The following is a 19130-nucleotide window of genomic DNA, read 5'->3' on the forward strand; positions in this document are numbered from 1 at the left end:
CTCTTAAACAGTGAGGAGTGAGGGGGCGCTAATTAGGTGCTACTTCAAAGTCATATTCAATTTCCATGATACTAATGCCCTCAAAAATCGCTTTTCCTTCAGGCAGTGCACGCAAGATATGTTTTTTAGCTGGCACCAGCACAATATCAGGCGCCTCTGGTTTGATTTCGCTACCCTCAACTTTGACTGGCTTCTCTCCATCCCCTTTGATCAGGTAAGCCCCTACCTGCATAACTAAATTGACATAGTCTCGTTGCTCAACAAAGGTAACGACATCAGAGAGATAGATAGAGCCTTTCAAGTTGCTACTCTCACCACCACCTACCCAGGGGCTTAGCATGGCGGTTAGCTCGTCATTTAAGGTTTTAACCACTACCCCTGGGTCATACTGAGGCTCAAAAGTCAGAGCGATATCAAATTGCACTTCATGAAACCTGGGGGCTCTCACGTCTAGTTGCACAACTGGTGACATGAGGGTTTGAAGATAATCTTGAATTTTTAGCCGTAAATAGGGAGGAACCGTTGGCTTTAATAATTCAGGGTCAGCCGTTTTAGGGACCACCAGTAATCGAACGTGAAAGCCTTGCCCTTCCACCCTCTGACAGTTTGCTAAAAAAATCTCTGGGAATTGTTCTAATACCAAGCGCTCATAATCCCATAAATTTAACGCCCTACCTTTGTGTCGAAGTCGCTCACTGACCCTCATAGCAAAGGCATCTGGAGACTCTGCTGGGCGCCCCTCAAATGAAGGAAATGGCTGAGTGACAGAGCCTATCGCAGCACGAATCGCTGGCTCAACACTGTCTTCCACTAATGCTGCTATGGTGTTTGCAGGCAAGGCATCAGGTAAATGCAAAGGAGGAGATATTTCATCGTTATAGGTGACTTTGACTGCTTGACTATACACACCATCAAGCTCAGACCAGGCTAGTGTGCTCAGTGTACCATTAGGCCGTTTAACAGCGGCTCGCAGCCAAAGCTGGTTATCACCTAAATAAGCCCCTGTCCTTGTCATCTCTGCTAATAGCCCAAACGATATGATGCCTGAGTCCAACAAGGTGTTAGTTTCATCAGACAAAATTAATGCCCGTTCAGTATCTTTGGTTTGATTATCGACACCAAAGCGGACCCATTGCTGAGTCACTCCCTCTGTTGCCATATAGCTCCAGGTTAATTCACTGTCCGTGTCATCTTCATCAGCGCTATCAATGGGGGCTATTTGAAATAAGGTTTCAAGTGTCCCGCCTAACGGGGCTTGTGAGAAACCAAGATAGAGATAACCAGTATTATCAAATACTGAAACAAAGGTTTTTTTATCGACGTCACTTAGGTTCTGAAGTCCTAGAGGATTCAAATGATACAGCTGATGTCGACTAGTTGGACTCAACTGGTTAACCGAAAAATCTGCTTTAGCCTCATAATCAACCTGTATGCTGTTAATGGTTGGCGTCCAAGGCTCTGGGACAATGACGGGCTCATCAATCGATGCAGGCGCTGTGGGCTGCTGTGGTTCTGTCGGTGCTATTGGCTTACTGGGTGGATCGTAACGATCGTAAGGTGCTGCCAGTGGTTTGGTCTTATCGCTAAACTCAGATTTAGCAGCATAGTCTTTTTCAAACGCTAAGCTGCCATTGGATGTCACTGAAAACAGAGAAAATGTTTTCTTATCATGATTATGCTGTGCCCCCTGCCCAGCACCTGATCGCGCTTGCCCGACAAAAACACAAGTACTCAAGTTTGAGTTAGTGAACCAGGACTGGCTACCACCACAGTTTTCAATGGCTTCAACCAGGGCAGGTAAACTTCGCTCAGCGACTGTGCCAATGGCATTCCCTGACGTTATCACGACAGATTGGCCATATACCAAACTATTCAGGAAGTCAGCCATTTGCTGGTTACCGCCATTACTTAAGTTAAATGCACGCTGCTCGGTCCACAGTCTTAAGTTGTTATCCCAGATATAAATATTAAAAGCGGCCGTTGTCGTCGTATTATTTCGAACAATTCGCTGATGATAAGCATCATATAGCCCCACCTCCGAGTCAGAAGTGGTTGGATCTGATATCAGGTAAAACCACAAAGACGCCCAGTGCGCTGTCCAAGGCTGATCATATTGGCTTTTTTGAACCTGATACTCACTCAATGCCTGTTGATAATGCTGCATACTTTCGGTATAAGCCGCTAATGCCTGCGGATAAGCAGCTTTAGCATCTTCATAATCTTCCAGGTCAATCTGATACTGAAGCTGTTGCTGCGCATATTGATTGGCATGCCAAGTAGTCACTGATGCATACAAGCTGTGACCAAAATCATCATGACCCAACCTGAATCCATACCATACGGGCCATTCTCTGGGCTCACTATTATCCAGTGGTAGTTCTGCATAATCTGGCCAAGAAAAGTTTTCTGGATAAAGGGTTGATGCATCCTTCGCACTGATTGAAGTGGACTCAAATAACAACTGATCGGCTTCATAGTGATACGCTGAACCAACTGCCACTTGATGATTAGGCCATTGGCTGAAATCACCATCCTGAGTAGCAATTAAATAATCACGATAAGGCTTGTAGTACTCAAACAAATCGTTGGGTTTATTATTCCAATCCAGGTTAACCGACAACCAATCTAATGCTTTAAGGCTAAGTTCTGTGTGTGTTAACTGGGTTTCTGCCTGTGGTGCGGGTTGACTACCAAACAACTCCATTGGCCCACCGGGATCGAGAGGACCTTCATCATTGCGAATAAGGGGTAAGGTTAATCCCTTTACACTAACATGCAGCGATACTGTATTTAATAAGCCCATTTTAAAAGTCTGGTAGTGCTTGACGAAATGACTGTCAGTTTCTTTTAATGCTAATTTTAGTTGTGGCAGCTCTGGTGAACCTAGGGATTGGCTTTCAGGTACTTGTATAGCAGGAAATAATGCTGTCAATTTAATTTCAACGACGACTGCATCACCTGAATATTCTGTTCCAATTAAAAAAGTGGACTGTACACCTTCTGTTGCTTCTTCACTGATGACTATCCGATCATCACCCGTATAGCCATGTGACTGCCTTGGTTGGTCCATTAACCAAACCCATCCATCACTGGTTGTTAAGGCAAAGTCAAAATAATCATGAAAATGCTCAAAGCTGATTTTTTTTTCTAAAGTGGATGTAAAACGCTTATCAAATGACAAACGAATAACTCTTTCCCCTTCACTCAACAACAGCAGTGGAGAAGCCACTTGTAACGCAATTTCACCATGGGTCTGTCGCTGAGGATCAGAAACACTGGGCTCACCAAACGTTAATGCACTCGTTTCAGGCAAACTGATACCTTGAGTACCATCAACCAGCGTGGTATGAACAAAACGCACATGATTTTTATCATTTATTGCTTGCTCTAAACTTAGGGATCGTAAGCTTTGTAAGACAGCATGATTAATTCCTGTAGCAGTGGTGACCACATAGTGACGCGGGTTATCATTCGTATCTGACCCTGCGTCAAAAGCCGTATTAACAGGCAATACGACAGATTCTGCCGTAGATTCTAAGCCCAGGACTAAGTGACAGTGATCAGGCTTGGGTGATTTTTCAGTTAGGCCTAATAAATCCCGATAATAGTAGTGTAAGTGTCGTTCGGTAAACCGATCAAATAAAAGCCTTGGATGTTTTTGTAATTCAATAAAAGCTAATAACAGTGCCATATGTGGACGTGCCGCTATCGCTTTAATTTCATCAGATACTGACGTGTCTCCTTCTACCCACGCAACTAGCTTGGCAATATCGGCTTGGCTTGGCAAAAATAACTGCCAGTCAGTATGCGAGTTATCCGCCACTGAATAAAATCGGAGCCACTCAGAAAATTGTTTCAAGTAAATCAACCAGTCTTCTGTTGTGCGTTCTTCTACCGAAAAGTAGCTCGGTAATAGGGGTTGTAAATTACGTTGAGTTTGGAGCGTACCAGGCCGACTTGTCGACGTCTCAACATATTGGTTATCGTGATTTATAGTCATAGGAAAATGACATCCATCGTTAAGTTACATCACACTTAATATTGCTTGTTATAAATTGTCCCATGCCAGAATATTTCGGCGTTCCATCTGGTACAGGCCCTGCAGCGGTGGGTTGTTGGGCTGGAGCAGTCACTTGCATCTCTGCTTGAAACTTCGATCCTTTTAAAATAAGTGCTTTATTATTAACGGTTTTTTTACTTAACTGATCACCCGCTAATCCAGTAATTTTCAGAATGCCCATACCGGGGATAGAATATGGACCTTGAATATAATTAATAGGCAGCTGTACTTTTTTTTCATCCCCTTCTAAACAGACTTTTTTACCAGTGACTGTCATCTTCCCACTGCCATTAATGGGCATTGATAAATTGCCAATTAAGGTAGCAGCCCCCATCGTAGGCTGAAACATCACCTGATCACCTTGAAGTATTATTTTATCCATCCTATCAGCCCTAGATTGTTAGAACTCAAAAATCATTCAGTCATGATTCACGACGGGTATCAATCTAAGCACTAGAGGCTTCTTGTAAATAAAAGGGATATACCAAATTATCACGCACATTCGTTTGACGAATAACATAACTCACTTGGATAGTGAGTAGGCCTTCCATACCTTTACTGTCATCCACCTCAACTGACTCCAATTCAATACGAGGCTCAAATCGTAATAACACATCAGAGAGTTTTTCAGCTAAAATTGCAATGGCACCAGCATCTAATGAACCAAACATAAAATCAGCCACTGGGCTACCAAAATCAGGTCGCATGGCTCGCTCACCAAAATGTGTATCGATAATCACCCGTAACGCCTGTCGTATTTCATCCTCATCCGTCACCATTTCCGGGCCTTGCATAGGATTAAAGAAATCGGGCGGAAAAGACCAACCCCTACCAATTAATTGAGAGTCACTCATAAATAACCTATAAACTAGAAATATTCTTAGCTAATTAATTAGAAAATATTACCCTCGAAAAGTATATAGCCAATACGAATGGCTTTTAGGTGAGGCCGTCGAGTGATGAATTCCCATGAGCCTATTGAAATAGGTGATTGGGATGAATAACGAAGACAACAAAGCCTAGAGGCCATTCGTGAAGGATATATTATTTTACTTCTGTCTTACTGGCCTTAATAAGACACTTACCACCCGCCTCGATTGAAGCATCACCGCCAGGTTTAATGATAGATTTTCCTTTCGCCTTCAAGGTAATATCTTTATCACTATCAACAAGCATTCCTTTATTAACTGACAACTTATTTTTATCTTGATTAATAGTCACACCCTCTTTTTCTGATAAAACCACACTGACTTTATCACTAGCCACCTGGGTAAGTGTTTTTTCTTTCTCATCAAATAGCCATGATAATTTATCTTTGACCATGATGAGCCCACGCTTTTCGTTCTTTTCTGACAGTGCTATGGGCGGTTTATTTTTTGGGTTATACATCGCCCCCAAAATAACCGGGTCAGAAGCCTCGCCACCAAACCATCCAAGAATCACTTCATCATTAGGATTAGGAGGTAAAAATAAGCCAACGTCTTTACTGGCATAAGGTGAAGCAAGACGTGCCCATACAATATTATTTTTTGTGCCAAACGCTGGTATTTTTACTTGCAACCGAGATAATCCATCAGGGTCTTTTTTAAATGGCATCACTTGTCCTACCAGCAGTCCTGGAACACCTTGATTAGAGTGAGATGGTTTCTTGAAAAATCCTGTTCGGGTAATAGGCAAACCAAAATGTACTGTCGTGCGCCAACCATTTTGATCTATTTGGTGACTTAATCCTGAAATGAAGTACTCGCCTTTAAATACACTACCAAAATGGAGTAACTTTATCTTATCGCCTAATGCAAACTGGCCTGTGCCAGTCAGCGTTAAGTAACCTTGGTAACGGTCCAGCTCCCTATAAAGTACTTCTCCAGCACTCCAACCTTTTAACTCTCCTGATTCAAGGGGGCTAAATGATTGAGTTTGCCAGTCTGGATGTTCGACTGCTTTTGCTGCCGAACTAGCGGTTTGATTTCCACCTGTTATTTTAGCAGCAGATCCCACCGCCACAGGGTGGTCTTTTTGTGTTTTAATATTCCAGGCAGTAACTTTTATTTTATTGAGTGCCGAAGTAGTATCCACATTCAGTTGAGCATCCAGTAAGTCATCTATTTTTATCTCATGTACAGTCCCTTTTATGTTATCCGGTGAATCAATAGTCAGACCTTTAGGGCTAGGTACAATCAATAAGCCATTCACTTCAGCACGCGCTTTAGTAAAGGCCCAAATATGTTGATCAACCATGGCTAATTGATTGTGCTGTACAGATGTAGAGGCTACTTTTGTCACTTTTACTTTACGGCTATTTAATAAAGTTTTTAGGGTATCTCCATCTTTGCTCTTTTCTTTAAATACCTGGGTCAGCCTTGGTTCTACTAGCTTAATAAGATCCCCATGGCCAATAACAGTTAATGCTAATAATCCTCTATTAACTGTTATACGTTGCCCAGTAACTAGTCCAGAGAATAATGTCGCTTCTTTGCCTTTACTGCCCATAAAACTAGCAGACAACTCAACGGTTTTACCAGGCGCTAACTCTTTCTTTTCAGATAGTTCAAATTCTCCAGTAGCAGGATCACCATCAGCTAATTGTATAAATATTTCTGGAATGGCGTGTAACTCGTAACGTGTGGTAACTGACAACAGTCGAACATCTCGACTAATATCTTTTCCATCTGCTTTTAAAATAAAGGTGACAGCCGTATTCATGACTCAGACTCAAGAGGTGGAAATATTATGCTTTGCCCAGGTTGTAAACGACGAAAATGATTCAATTTATTCACTTTAGCGACTTCAATGATATATTTAGGGTCTTGATAAATATCCCATGTTTTAAAAGGCAGTTTATCTTCATTGATTACCAAGCGTATATGCGTAAGGTCAGGTGAGTTTTTGCCTTCTTTTTTATCTAATGCTTTCTCAGACAAGTGCTCTATGAATGTACAAGTCACCTCAACAATCAGCGGTTTGCCTTCTAAGTTTGTTAATACATATTTCAGGTCTAAATCTTTTAAGCGACAATAAAAGCCACCATTCACACTATTGCCAATTGGCATCTCACCCCATTTTACTATTAAGAAGCGGCTTTCATGGCTAGCACCATCCATTGAATACAAGGCTTTCATTAATTCTTGAATTTTTTTCTTTAGATCACGATCACCCGTGAGTGAGCCAGTGACAAAACTCGTTAAGCTATCTGCATAAATGGTCGCATCATAATAAAAAGTAACCGATACTTCTGAAGGCTCGCCTCCTTGGTATTGGGTATTACCACTAATGGTATTAATTGAGCATTCAGTAGAAATATTATTCGCCATCTTTAAGGATAAAGACTCAGGCTTGTAGGGTAGCGTTATCGTCTTTTCTCCTTTATTTCGATCAGCATTGGTATAACTTAACAACGTCATTTCCGCTTCTTTACCTAATAGCCCCATCACTACCACCTTTTCCTATCATCAATCGCTTGTAACAGTGCCAATAAACGTTCTTCTGTTAAATCAATACCAACTGTGTTTATTTGTGGTTGAGAATTAGTTTGCTCAGTCGTCGTACTGGGAGAATGAGTTGGGTTTTTCACACACGCCTGTACACTTAGCTGTTTCAGTTGAATAGACATTGCGATTGTCCTATGCTGGTAAAACCTAAGAATGACTCGCGAAAGGTATAGTTATAAAGAGACAGGTAGCAACTGCCTATAATTATATTCCATCGACTCAATCAATAATTGATTCTCATCCGCTGCCAACGATCCCCACTTGAGTGAAGCCAAAAAGGCATCAGTCGCCAACCACGCTTTTATAGGGACTGGGATTGGTGAATCATCCAACAAACTCACTAACACATCTGTTTGTAATAACTTAGCATCCCATTCTAGCCATTCCATGGTATGCGTCACTTGTAGTGGTGTTGGTACACTATAGACACCACGTTCAAACGTCATCGTACCCCGAGTAGGCTTAGACTTTAGTAATGCCCAGTTTTCTTGGGTTTCTAGTTGTCGATTAATTTCAAGTCCAGATATCTTCTTAAAACGAATATCCATCGGGGCAATCATAGGGGTTTTAGCCTTTAATAACACCGCTGCATATCGGTACCCCACTAATGGAGGTACCTCTAGCGGATTATTTTTCAGCGTTTCTGCCAGTGCTTGCAAATAAGCCACTTGAATTGCCCTTATTTAAATTCAATTTTCACATCGTCAGCCATGAGTTCTAATGTCTCAACAGCCACTTCATTAGAACTGCCATTAAAACTCGGTGCCGTTAGTTTTTTGGGAAAAGCATTGGTTACTGTCCACACGACTAAGGGCTCATCACCACTTTCATTTGTCAAACTAACGGTAATATCCCGTTTATCAATTAAATTTAAACTCGTATTACTGATCCAATCATAAAATTGACTTTTCTTACGAACCACTCCCCGCTTCATGGTTATATTGACATCCGTAGGTTGGCCTGGCATATGTTTCTTACCTAGCCCATCTTTATAGGTAATGGTCTCATAACTAATATCGAGCCCTGAGACTTCAGAAAATGCTATGGACTCATCACCCATCGTAACAACAAAACGATAAACGGGTATTGGGTATTCATTTTTTATGTCATCGACTGAGGTTGGCATAATCGTGCTCCTGAACCATTAACGCCTATAGGAAAAATTATTAGGAAATGGTTCACTATGAATTAAATATAATTGTTAAAGAATAAAGTAGTGGGATTAGCCTTCAAGCGATTTATGCGAGAAAGTCAAGACAATAAACTCTGCAGGTCTCACTGCAGCAATACCAATTTCGATACGCATATATCCATTATTAATATCATCTTCTGTCATCGTTTGACCTAAGCCTACATTGACAAAGAAGGCTTGTTCAGGCGTCTCACCAAAAAGCGCGCCTTGGCGCCATAGGTTGGTTAAATAGCTTTCAATCATTGTTTTAAGTTTTAACCAAGTAAATGGCGTATTTGGTTCAAATACAGCAAATCCTGTGGATTTTTGAATAGACTCTTCCACCATATTGAACAGTCTTCTTACCGATACATAGCGCCACTCATTGTCATTACCCGCTAAGGTTCTCGCACCCCATACCAGTGTTCCTTTACCGGTAAAGGCACGAATCGCATTTATTGACTTACCTGCCGTCGTGTCAACATTAAGATTTTCTTGTATTACATTATCAATGATCCGTGTTGGTCCAACAATGCCACTCACACTGACATTTGCAGGTGCTTTCCATACCCCTCTAGCACCGTCTACACGAGCATAAATACCCGCCATCGCAGATGAGGGAGGTAAAATTAAATAGTTTTTAGCCAGTTTGTTTTTAAGTATGGAATAAGCCTCTGTGCCCTGTAATGATGGATCATTCATTGCCACATCATCGAGTGTCACTTTCGACTCGTCATAAGCACGTGCCATGGTTGTCATCAAATAGGGATAATAAGCTGCCCCGTATTTAGCAAAATCAACTTCGTTATTAATTGTATCTCTTAATGCTTTTACATCGTTATCTCGACTTGTGGAGTCATTACCTAAAGAATCTACACAATCAATTAGCATAAAACGATCTTTAAGCTCTGTACACTTCGCTAGTCCTTTATTACAAAGACCATAAAACTCTGGAAGGCTGTCCTTGAAGCGTGGAGCAGCATCAGCTAATACCATCAATGTCACTTCATCTACTTGTGAAACCACATCGATGGCTTCCTCAAATAAAGCCTTTTCAGTACTGACATCTGTATATTTAGCAGGCGTACCAATAGAAATGACATAACAAGCACCACCACCATTGGCAAAATAATGGGCAACACTTTGATAAAGAATAAAGTCCGGCATTTTACTCAAAGTGTCTTTTTTAAACTTCACATCAATAACGTTACCTTCACTGTCTTTAATACTTTCTAAATCAAACGATTCATCAAAAGGCCCCCCGAACCAACTCTCATATTCAACCAGTGAAGTAATTCGAACACTTTGATTAACAAGACTCTCTCCCCCAGCATCCTCATCTATTTCAGTACGACCAATAAATGCAGGTATTGCTGTTGCCACTTCAGCAACGGATGGTGGAAATATTGATCTTTCTTCAACGTATACATTTGGTGTTTTATAACTTGATGCCATTTTTAGTCCTAATATTTATTTAAAATTCTAGAAAAAACCTACTCAATCTAGGAATTCATTAGATTCATGCTATTTTGTTATCAATATGGTTTAATAGATTATCATAGTAGTTTTTTGTTTCACTTCTAATTTTGTCAACTTTCAGTTCCATATCTTTGTATATGGCGACACTTTCCTCCTTTTTCATATAAGTTTCTGCTACGTCTTTTTGATAACTAAGTAGCTGCTTTTCAATTTCGTGTAAATGCTTTTCTTGATGCCGAATAATGTCTTTAAAGTCAACATGTAACACTTCTAATTTATTGCTTACGTCAGCGATTCTTACTTCTGCTCCTTGCTGTAGCAACTGGGACTGTCTATTTAAGCTCCAGCGAATAGTAGCCATAGTGATACCTAAAAAGCTTAAAAATAGGCCAACATATGGTAATAAGGCTGTTTTCATCTCATACACTACCAATTAATTAAATCTGTAATCATTACTGTCAATCTTATTGTCAACTACTAATAAATCAGCATACTCTGCCTCATCTGCAGCCAAATCAGGCTCTTCATCGAAATCCATTAAATCTACAAGACCGACAGCCTCACTAAGTACATCCAACTGCTGTAGTAATTTATTTATATTTTCTTCATTTTTTTCTATAGTAGAATCAATTGCATTATAAAAGGCAGCAGAAAATAGGCGATTATTATCCATAACATAGTTCCTTTCCGTGTTTTTATACTTATTTCCGAATAGAAAATATTTTTAGAGATATCCTTAACAGAGCTGTTGTTCCAAATGCTCTCTCAAATGATAAGCTGCTCCTCCCAAATAGTTTAAAATATCCGTATACCTTAACTGCCAACGGCGATACCAGCTTTTTCCATTAACGCCAATAAATTGATATTTCTCTTTCTCTGTATAACCTTTCCAGCCATAGCCTAAACAAGGATTACAGTCCTCTCCTGTTCTATTAAAACCTAGCCCATTACAGTAACCACACACCGACATCACTTTTAGTTCTTCACATGCTAAAAGTGCCAGCTGTTCCAAACTAACATTTTCTAGCTGCCAGTCATTGGTTTCAGCCAAAGAGTGCGCTTCCATGGTAATTAACTCTATCAGCTTTTGTTTATCACCCTGATCATCAAAAATTAAAAAACGACCCAGGTAGTAAGACTCAGCAGGTAAATTACCCATACCAAGGGCTGCAGCGATGTCTTCCCAACGATAATTGAAATGTCCCGCTACATTATTTTCATACAATTGGTTTTGAGTAAAACCAGCCGTATTTAAAAGTGCAGGGATATCCCAAATCATTATTAGTTAGTCCAGACTGGTTTAAATTGATTTTGTTTTAAAGTAAATACCATGGTTTTACATAAGGCTGGAATTTCAATGGCAACATTATTTTGTGTGGCATCGGCTACTAAAACACCGATGTATCCCTGTAATGGTCCATCAGTAATTTCTATCTTTGTGCCTTTATTTAACGTACTCACTTTTGTTTGCCATTGATAACTTGAGTTCAGCAACTGTTTAACTGCATTGATCTGGCTTTCAGGAATAACTATAGGCTCACTTTTTAAACTCACAAAATGGGAAAACCCAGATGCTTTTTTTACCCGATAAAACTCATCGTTATTGATATAGACAAAAATATAAGAAGGAAAAATAGGGACTTTAATCTTCTTTTTCCGATCTGACCAAAGCCTAGTTTCTTCTATAACGGGATAAAAGTTTTCAACGCTTTTATCTGTTAACCCGGCAGCCAATTTGGCCTCACAATTGGCTCTAGTATAAACAGCATACCAATCACGTCTATTATTATGATCCATTTTAACACCTGTTTACAGGCAAGGCTTCGCCCTATCAGTCCCATCAAGATATGATTTGTAAAGATTTTTAAAAATGTTGACAAAAAATACCGCTTTTTATCATTGTATAGTAAGTAAACATCAACTGCCTATTTGCTAATAGTTGGAACTTAGCTCTTTATCTTTGTAAGAAATAACTATCAACCTTCATACCCTGGAACCAGGGTTACTCATTAATATTTATTCTGTTTACTCACTGTTTTGACACTATTGAACCAGCAAATTTTTGCTTTGTCATGGCGACAGTGTCGCCTTTACTATAAATTTTCACTCTGCATACTTGCTGTGCAATTGTAGTTCTAAGGATGGAGCAGATCAAATGGACATACCAGCATTTCTTTTTAATTTACCTGAACAAAATTCAAGCCATTATATCTATTTAGTAGAATTCCTGAACATCCATAAAGACAAATGCATTCCTTTTCTGCCTTGGTTAACAGCAGAAATACTGTCTTATGCAGGAGCAGAAAAAATGATTGAAGTAATAAGGCAATATGGATCATGTAGGGTTGATCGAAATACCCTTTGTGATTTATTAGAAGGAGACCACTCTTTACAAAAAATTTTTGAACTAAACTGCAGTAGTAATAATATGTTAGAAGTTCAATCAATGTCTGGGTTAATATCTGATTTGAGGCGTTTTTCAGTTAATTTCTTATTAAAAAGGAATACATGCCCGCAAGATATTGTACTGTTAACAGGTGTAAGCTTTAGAACTATTCAAAGAGCCAAGTCACAGCTTAAAGATAGGGTTATTTAACCAGTGATTTGAACAAGTTTCTTTCCTCAAAAACATGCTAGAATGGCATTACTACACTCTAAGAACATATATTAAAAATCAATAAATAGACAATAGGTTAAACAAAAGACTATTAAACAATCAGATTGTCGTTTAAAACTGACAGAACATAGGAATAGGCTCTTCTTCTGTTTACTATTGGTTTCGCTAAAAGCAAACAGAGCATAAAAAAGTCTATATGCATTACCCCATAGACCTGACCCATAAACAGCGATCAGTGCAAAGTCCTTTACTTCCAACGCCTAAGTGGTAAGTAGGTCGTAAGGGACCCACCTGCCAACAACCATACTGCTATATTCTATGTGGTTAAAGTGGTGGATACTGTCTAAAGAATATGACAGCCCAGTGGGAACCACAACTAACGTCTATCAATAACAAAGAAACCAATTATAAAAGTTTGATGGGACCAATGGCCAATACCCTTCATCAATTAATAACACAAGTAGATACCAGTGTATTTCAACCACTAAAGGGAAAAGGCCAAAATACCACTATTAAATGACTAGTTCCTTGATAATCGAATCAACCTCTGCTTCCTCACTCTGTTTAAAGGTGAAGCCTAAGCTAATAAACAGCCCTTTCCGTTCAAATAATATTTCCCGCTTGAATATACCAGGCACAAAATTAGGGTAAGTAAAAACAACATCAGTCACAGTAATTTTATTATTAGCAAGCTGCCTAGTTTGCTGGCTGTGAATCGTTATATCCTTGTCAGTTAAAAAATAATTTTTTTCTTTTGATAAGATTAATATTGCCTCTGGGCCTGACTCTTTTTCCGCCGGATTCCCTTTAGATATATAAAATAAGTTAATAGTTTTAAACTCGTTTCGCCCTATTTTTTCATCTCTGTCGGTATTCTTGATATGCCAGTTTTTTGGAAAATTTAGCTTCAAATCCAGACTGTGATTGACATACTGGTTATTTTCAAAATAACCAAGTGAAATCGTATCGCTGTTATTAACATTCTTATTGCTACCACATGCAGCTAATAAAAGGCATAAAAACAAACTTATATAGTTTGCTACTTGTTTCATTAATTCTATTCCTTATTCAGTATTGCTTAAGTTCATAAGTATAAACAAATAAACGACAAACCTCTATATTAGTTAAACTACAAAGTACATTAGGATCAAAATACTGACCGAAAGGATATAAAAAAAATGCACAGTCAGAATAATACGACAATAGATGCTTTAACGACAGAACAAGTAAGAGAAATTGTACAAACGCTTTATACACCGCCCAATGACTGGAGCCAGGTGTTTCTTATGTTTCAAGGGTTGCATCAAACGCCTGCCACAGCATGGCAACTCAGCGATAATTATTATGTGGTAGCCGACTACCCAACGGTACAGCATGTCTTAAGGTCAGATGACTTTTCAGCTAACCGAGTAAGAGGTATTTTTAAGCAATCAAAAACCGATCCAAGTGGCTACGAACAGTTAATCCAAGGTTTTGAGCACTGGGTACTGTTTAAAGATGGCGAGTCGCATATTCTTCTAAGACGCTGCATTAATCAAGCATTTAGTCGCCAAATACTAGACAAAATGCTACCAATGATGGAAGAATGTGTTGACTACTTATTAAGCCCTTTTTTAGCTCAGTCAAAGCCTGTCACCTTTGATCTAATCAAGGAAGTGGCTTTTCCCTTGCCCATGTTAGTCATTGCCAAAGCGCTTGGTGCCAAGGCGGAGGATGCCTTATACCTTAAGCAGCTTTCTGACCGCCTGACTCGGCTTTTTTTCGCCAATATCACTCCTGCTATTCTAACTGATGCCGAACAAGCCCTATTTGCATCCCGAGACTATTTTCTACATCTAATCAACCAGCACCGACAACAGCCCCAAGATAATTTATTGGGTGCATTACTAAGCTTACAAGATACTCACTCAACAATAACTGACCAGTGCATGGCTGATAATTGTTCCATGCTATTGCTGGCTGGGCATGAAACAACTACTAGCACAATAGGCAATCTGTTTTATTTTCTTGATGAACAAAAGTTGTTATGCTCTGTTTTGCAAAAGCCTGATCTATATAACCCAGCAATAGAAGAAACCCTTCGTTACTCCTGTCCAGTACAATCAATCCGTCGTATTGCAACAAAGCCAGTTAACTTGCATCAGCACCAAGTACAGCCCGGAGACTGTATTGAGGTACTGTTAGGCGCAGCCTGTCGAGATCCGAATATGTTTGAGCAACCCAATCAGTTTAAACTGGACCGTCAACATAATAAGCACTTGGCTTTTGGTTATGCTCGCCATCTTTGCTCCGGCGCCCAACTCTCTCGTCTAGAGATGCAAGTCATATTAAATCATCTAGGCAGTTTTTCTATTGCTGTTGATCGACAACAGGCAAGATGGCGTCAACAAGATACTTTAGTTGGTTTAGAAAGCTTACCCATAACAATTCAATAACCAACTTATACCCTTCGCGAATGATTTTTATACCCCTAGGGCACAAGGGGTTTGTTGTCGCCGCTCTTCACCCTAATCATTTATAAAAACATAAACTCATAGGGCTTCATCACTCGACGGCCGCCCCTAAAAACCATTCACTTTGGCTATAGAAGGCTGTTATCCAGCCTTACGGATGCACTATTCAGTTTTATGTTATCCAGTTAAATTGTATTCTACAGTCTACGCCTTGCTACTAACAAGGCGTACATATTTTTAGCTACAAACTGTCTTAAAAACACCAAATAAGTCAGGATGATCAAATATATAACAGGTAGAATAGCCTGGCACTTTAACGGTAATATGTTCTGCTTTTGCGGGTAAGTTTTCAGGTATATCACCGCCTTTTTGCCAGCCTTTGGTAATAATACAGTTATCATTAGCAAAGGCATTTCTCACTTGCTCATCCTCAGAACCCTCAACTGCTTTTTGCACCATATGTGTAGATAAGGTAAAAGAGCCTTGATCGATTTTACATTCGCCAAATGAGGCAAAAGACATACTATAACCGAGTATTGATAGAAGTATCATGCTTGATTTCATTATGATTGCCCATCCTTTGGTTTACTATCCTTGGTTATTCGTTTCATTAGTAGCTGAGAAATTATAGAACTAGGTTATAGTATACACAAAACCTATAGTGGATTGCGCTTCCCTATTGAATGACTCTTACTGACGTTAGGGCACCTTTAATTTACTGTAAATTTTTTATCACTATCACGTAATATGAATAAGGCCAAGCAAGCTGCCAACATTGGCCAAGCAGCAAAAAAAAGGAGATTAGCTCCTTCAAAGGGATGCAAATACTGTTTAAATGAAGAAAAAGTAGAAACGCCATGAAAAAATAATACGGCACCATAGCTATATTTTTTCATATAACCCACCACAAATAGCAATAGCACTACCAGTTCAGCACAACCAATCACGTACATGGTTAGGTGACCCAAACCAGCAATAAAATAAAATTTCTCATATACCTTGGCTGCATGTTCAGGGTTAATAAACTTATCTAATGTCCACATTAACATGACCAAAAAAACCGTTAACCTAATCAACAATAGCGATATATGTAGTTTATTTTCTTGTAATGCCATGATTCACCCTCAAAGAATTACTCTATGATCAGCAATGCTAAATAAGGTACCAGAACAAATACAATAAAGAATAGTTTATACAGCCCAACAAATGCATAAACAACGATATTAAAGGCTTCTTTTGATATTGAAAACCATTTGCTCTGTACTTGATAAATCCAGTTAGGAAAGAGTACACACATGAGAGCAATGTAAACCAAGAACCCTGCATTTAAAATAGTGCACCACATAAAAAAATCAGTCAGTCCATTAATGTCCATAAGCTCTCCTTGGCATGCTGTCGCTTTTCAACGCGAATTAATCAAGTAGCACAACTTCATCCATAAAGCTTTTATCCACAGTTAAAGTCCACTTTTTCAGTTGCTGCTTGCTAAAAATCAACTGACCTTGAGTTAAAGTTTTATATGGTATTTTTTTAGGTTTTTTCTTATTTCCAAGAATTTCGTGAGCAATTTTTGCTGCGGCTTCTCCAAATAAAACGCCATATAAAACCATGCCGCCCGCTAGTTTATCATGTCCGATCACATCAGTATGAACCGTAAATACAGGAATTGGAGAATTAGCTGACATCCATTTTACAAACCCTTCAGTATTTTCCTTGTTACCCTCAATAGTGGTTAGCCCCAAAAAAGTAGTTGCCAAAATAAAGTCATATCCATCACTTTTACTAGCTTTTATCCACTTTTTCCACTGTTCAACCTCACCAGAGGTCTTTACATCCACATCAAAGGAAACCAGCTTAAACGTTTTTTGATTATTCAATTCAATTTTTAAAAAGGCTTTACCTGTTTGATTTGTCCCTAGCAGCAATAGCACTTTCTTTGGCTTTAAGTTGAGTGATTCTTTCATTAAAAAGATAGTTCTTTTAATTAATGGTCGTTCTAAAATACCAGTTACATTTGGATACTCAAGCAACCAAGGGTAATCTAACCGAATGTTCGCATTGACCCCCATAAAAACTACTGGTATGTCTTTGCCAAGCTTAGGCACCATGAGTTTCAGTGCATTATCATCGGTGATAAAGACTAAAACAGGATCAATTGCCTTTACTTGTTCATAAATTTCTATCGCTTTCGCTTCAAACTGATCTACTGGGAGCTTTTTCGTTCCCATTTCCAACTCATGAAATATATAGCTACTATTAGCAAACCCTGACTTTATCCCTTGACTTTGCTCGCTTACCCACTTATTTGACTCTGCTCGACTATAGCTATGGATGATTAACAAGTCCTTAGGGCCTGCGATCAGCTTGCTCGATAGACTGACCAATAACAAAACCGTTGCTACCTTTAGCATATACCAGAAGTTAGTTGATAACTTGTTCATCAGGCTTCACCAATCACTTGACTTAATAGCTCACTTGTACAGGGTTTAGGGACAGCTCTAATAATTGCTTACAAGTTTAGCCCAAATGTTAGGTGATTGGGGTGGCTGTTAGTGTAGAGCTGGAAGCTAATCTACCATCACTACTTCATCTATAAACCTTTTATCTACTGCTAAATTCCACTTAGCTAGTTGATGTTTGCTAAAAATAAGCTGACCTCTATCCAGAGTTTTATAAAAAATAGCGCCTGATTTTTTATTTTTCAAAATATCTAATGCTAGCATACCAGCGGCTTCACCCATATGAACACCATTTATTACCATACCACCAATTAGTTTATTTTTGCCTACTACCCCCGTATGGACACTAAATGCAGGTAATGGGGAATTATTTGATATCCAATTAGCTACTTTTTCAACATCAACTTTATTGCCATTAGAATCAGTTAGTGCATAAAAATTTGTTACCAGCAATAAGTTATACCCTTCTTTTTTACTTTCAGTAATCCATTTATGCCACTCTTCTATTTTGCCTGACCGTCTTACATCAACATCAATGGTTACCAGTCTAAATGTATCTTGACCATTTAAGTCATTTTTAAAAAATGCTTTTCCAGTAGCACTGGTTCCCATGATGATAAGTACTTTTTTTAGGCTTAGATTCAACGCATCTTTCATTTGAAAGATTGTTCTTTTCATTAAAGGCCTTTCTAAAATTCCCGTAACATTGGCGTATTTCAGCAACCATGGATAATCAACTCGAATATTTCCATTGACTCCTGCAAAAACGATTGGAATATCTTTTCCTATTTTAGGTACCATTAGTTTGAGTGCATTATCATCAGTTAAAAAAACCAGTCCTGGATTGACCTGCTTAACCATTTTATATGCAGCATTTGCTTTTTCTTCAAATTGACTTTCCGGAATCATTTTAGTAGCCAGCTCAAACTCATGAAACCGATAGCCACTTTGTCCAAACATTGATTTGATACCATTGGTTTGGTCATCAATCCACGTGAAAGAACCTGATCGACTATAGCTATGAATAATTAACAAATCCTTAGGGCCTGCAACCAGCTTCCACGATAGGCTTACCAATAACCAAATGGTAGCTACCTTTAGCATATACCAGAAGTTGGTTGATAACTTGTTCATCAGGCTTCACCTTAATAGCTCACTTGTACAGGGTTTAGGAACAGCTCTAATAATTGCTTACAAGTTTAGCCCAAATGGTCAGGAACGCTATTTACCCAAAACTACACCAATCTAAAATTGATGAGCTAAAAATTATTGCCGCATTTTTTTAAATCGAGGATTTTTTTTCGTTAGCGAACTTAAGTCTATCCATATAAACGTATACTCTTCGCTAATGATCCATACTAAATATAGCAACAACCCGTTAATTATTTTTTTGAGTCAAAACT

General features: G+C 39.0%; 22 protein-coding genes. 3 read left to right on the forward strand and 19 right to left on the reverse strand.

Going from position 1 to position 19130, the window contains the following annotated elements:
• Positions 1-28 precede the first annotated feature (28 nt).
• From ORQ98_RS09080 to ORQ98_RS09140, 13 genes are all read right to left on the reverse strand, one after another.
• Complete coding sequence (locus ORQ98_RS09080; RefSeq protein WP_274688485.1) at positions 29-4000, reverse strand: baseplate J/gp47 family protein; 3972 nt, start codon at positions 3998-4000, stop codon at positions 29-31.
• A 19-nt stretch (positions 4001-4019) separates the two neighbouring features.
• Positions 4020-4442, reverse strand: coding sequence for a hypothetical protein (locus tag ORQ98_RS09085; RefSeq protein WP_274688486.1), 423 nt, complete (start codon positions 4440-4442; stop codon positions 4020-4022).
• Between the two features lie 64 nt (positions 4443-4506).
• Positions 4507-4914, reverse strand: a complete 408-nt coding sequence (locus ORQ98_RS09090; RefSeq protein WP_274688487.1) for a GPW/gp25 family protein — start codon at positions 4912-4914, stop codon at positions 4507-4509.
• Between the two features lie 190 nt (positions 4915-5104).
• Positions 5105-6763, reverse strand: a complete 1659-nt coding sequence (locus ORQ98_RS09095; RefSeq protein WP_274688488.1) for a phage baseplate assembly protein V — start codon at positions 6761-6763, stop codon at positions 5105-5107.
• On the reverse strand, positions 6760-7488 hold the full coding sequence (locus tag ORQ98_RS09100) for a CIS tube protein (RefSeq protein ID WP_274688489.1): 729 nt from the start codon (positions 7486-7488) through the stop codon (positions 6760-6762). Before ORQ98_RS09100 ends, ORQ98_RS09095 begins: the two co-directional genes overlap by 4 nt.
• A gap of 2 nt (positions 7489-7490) precedes the next feature.
• Entirely contained in the window at positions 7491-7670 is a 180-nt protein-coding gene (locus ORQ98_RS09105) for a hypothetical protein (protein WP_274688490.1), read from the reverse strand.
• A 51-nt stretch (positions 7671-7721) separates the two neighbouring features.
• Complete coding sequence (locus tag ORQ98_RS09110) at positions 7722-8216, reverse strand: hypothetical protein (protein WP_274688491.1); 495 nt, start codon at positions 8214-8216, stop codon at positions 7722-7724.
• A gap of 11 nt (positions 8217-8227) precedes the next feature.
• Entirely contained in the window at positions 8228-8674 is a 447-nt protein-coding gene (locus tag ORQ98_RS09115) for a phage tail protein (protein ID WP_274688492.1), read from the reverse strand.
• Between the two features lie 96 nt (positions 8675-8770).
• On the reverse strand, positions 8771-10174 hold the full coding sequence (locus tag ORQ98_RS09120) for a phage tail sheath family protein (RefSeq protein WP_274688493.1): 1404 nt from the start codon (positions 10172-10174) through the stop codon (positions 8771-8773).
• Between the two features lie 64 nt (positions 10175-10238).
• Positions 10239-10559 (reverse strand): hypothetical protein, encoded by a 321-nt coding sequence (locus tag ORQ98_RS09125; protein ID WP_274688494.1) that lies wholly within the window; start codon positions 10557-10559, stop codon positions 10239-10241.
• Between the two features lie 72 nt (positions 10560-10631).
• Positions 10632-10871 carry a hypothetical protein gene (locus tag ORQ98_RS09130; RefSeq protein ID WP_274688495.1) on the reverse strand — a complete coding sequence of 80 codons (240 nt, stop codon included), beginning with the start codon at positions 10869-10871 and terminating at the stop codon, positions 10632-10634.
• Positions 10872-10934: 63 nt separating this feature from the next.
• Entirely contained in the window at positions 10935-11477 is a 543-nt protein-coding gene (locus ORQ98_RS09135; protein WP_274688496.1) for a hypothetical protein, read from the reverse strand.
• A 2-nt stretch (positions 11478-11479) separates the two neighbouring features.
• On the reverse strand, positions 11480-11995 hold the full coding sequence (locus tag ORQ98_RS09140) for a UpxY family transcription antiterminator (protein ID WP_274688497.1): 516 nt from the start codon (positions 11993-11995) through the stop codon (positions 11480-11482).
• A gap of 358 nt (positions 11996-12353) precedes the next feature.
• On the opposite strand from ORQ98_RS09140, the gene ORQ98_RS09145 reads away from it, so the two are divergent.
• Both ORQ98_RS09145 and ORQ98_RS09150 read left to right on the forward strand, forming a co-directional pair.
• Positions 12354-12794 (forward strand): hypothetical protein, encoded by a 441-nt coding sequence (locus ORQ98_RS09145; RefSeq protein ID WP_274688498.1) that lies wholly within the window; start codon positions 12354-12356, stop codon positions 12792-12794.
• Between the two features lie 373 nt (positions 12795-13167).
• Positions 13168-13335 (forward strand): hypothetical protein, encoded by a 168-nt coding sequence (locus ORQ98_RS09150; protein WP_274688499.1) that lies wholly within the window; start codon positions 13168-13170, stop codon positions 13333-13335.
• Here the strand turns inward: ORQ98_RS09150 and ORQ98_RS09155 are convergent.
• On the reverse strand, positions 13328-13867 hold the full coding sequence (locus tag ORQ98_RS09155; protein ID WP_274688500.1) for a hypothetical protein: 540 nt from the start codon (positions 13865-13867) through the stop codon (positions 13328-13330). The genes ORQ98_RS09150 and ORQ98_RS09155 overlap by 8 nt on opposite strands.
• A 126-nt stretch (positions 13868-13993) precedes the next feature.
• Here ORQ98_RS09155 and ORQ98_RS09160 point away from each other — a divergent pair, with 126 nt between their 5' ends.
• Positions 13994-15250, forward strand: coding sequence for a cytochrome P450 (locus tag ORQ98_RS09160; RefSeq protein ID WP_274688501.1), 1257 nt, complete (start codon positions 13994-13996; stop codon positions 15248-15250).
• A gap of 255 nt (positions 15251-15505) precedes the next feature.
• Here the strand turns inward: ORQ98_RS09160 and ORQ98_RS09165 are convergent, their stop codons facing one another.
• From ORQ98_RS09165 to ORQ98_RS09185, 5 genes are all read right to left on the reverse strand, one after another.
• Positions 15506-15790 (reverse strand): hypothetical protein, encoded by a 285-nt coding sequence (locus tag ORQ98_RS09165; RefSeq protein WP_274688502.1) that lies wholly within the window; start codon positions 15788-15790, stop codon positions 15506-15508.
• 188 nt (positions 15791-15978) lie between these two features.
• A complete protein-coding gene (locus tag ORQ98_RS09170; RefSeq protein WP_274688503.1) occupies positions 15979-16383 on the reverse strand; it encodes a hypothetical protein in 405 nt (134 codons plus the stop codon).
• A 17-nt stretch (positions 16384-16400) separates the two neighbouring features.
• On the reverse strand, positions 16401-16643 hold the full coding sequence (locus ORQ98_RS09175; RefSeq protein ID WP_274688504.1) for a DUF6868 family protein: 243 nt from the start codon (positions 16641-16643) through the stop codon (positions 16401-16403).
• A gap of 37 nt (positions 16644-16680) precedes the next feature.
• Complete coding sequence (locus ORQ98_RS09180; protein ID WP_274688505.1) at positions 16681-17709, reverse strand: ABC transporter substrate binding protein; 1029 nt, start codon at positions 17707-17709, stop codon at positions 16681-16683.
• Between the two features lie 126 nt (positions 17710-17835).
• A complete protein-coding gene (locus ORQ98_RS09185) occupies positions 17836-18861 on the reverse strand; it encodes an ABC transporter substrate-binding protein (protein ID WP_274688506.1) in 1026 nt (341 codons plus the stop codon).
• Positions 18862-19130: the final 269 nt, after the last annotated feature.

The organism is Spartinivicinus poritis, assembly GCF_028858535.1.
Lineage (GTDB): Bacteria > Pseudomonadota > Gammaproteobacteria > Pseudomonadales > Zooshikellaceae > Spartinivicinus > Spartinivicinus poritis.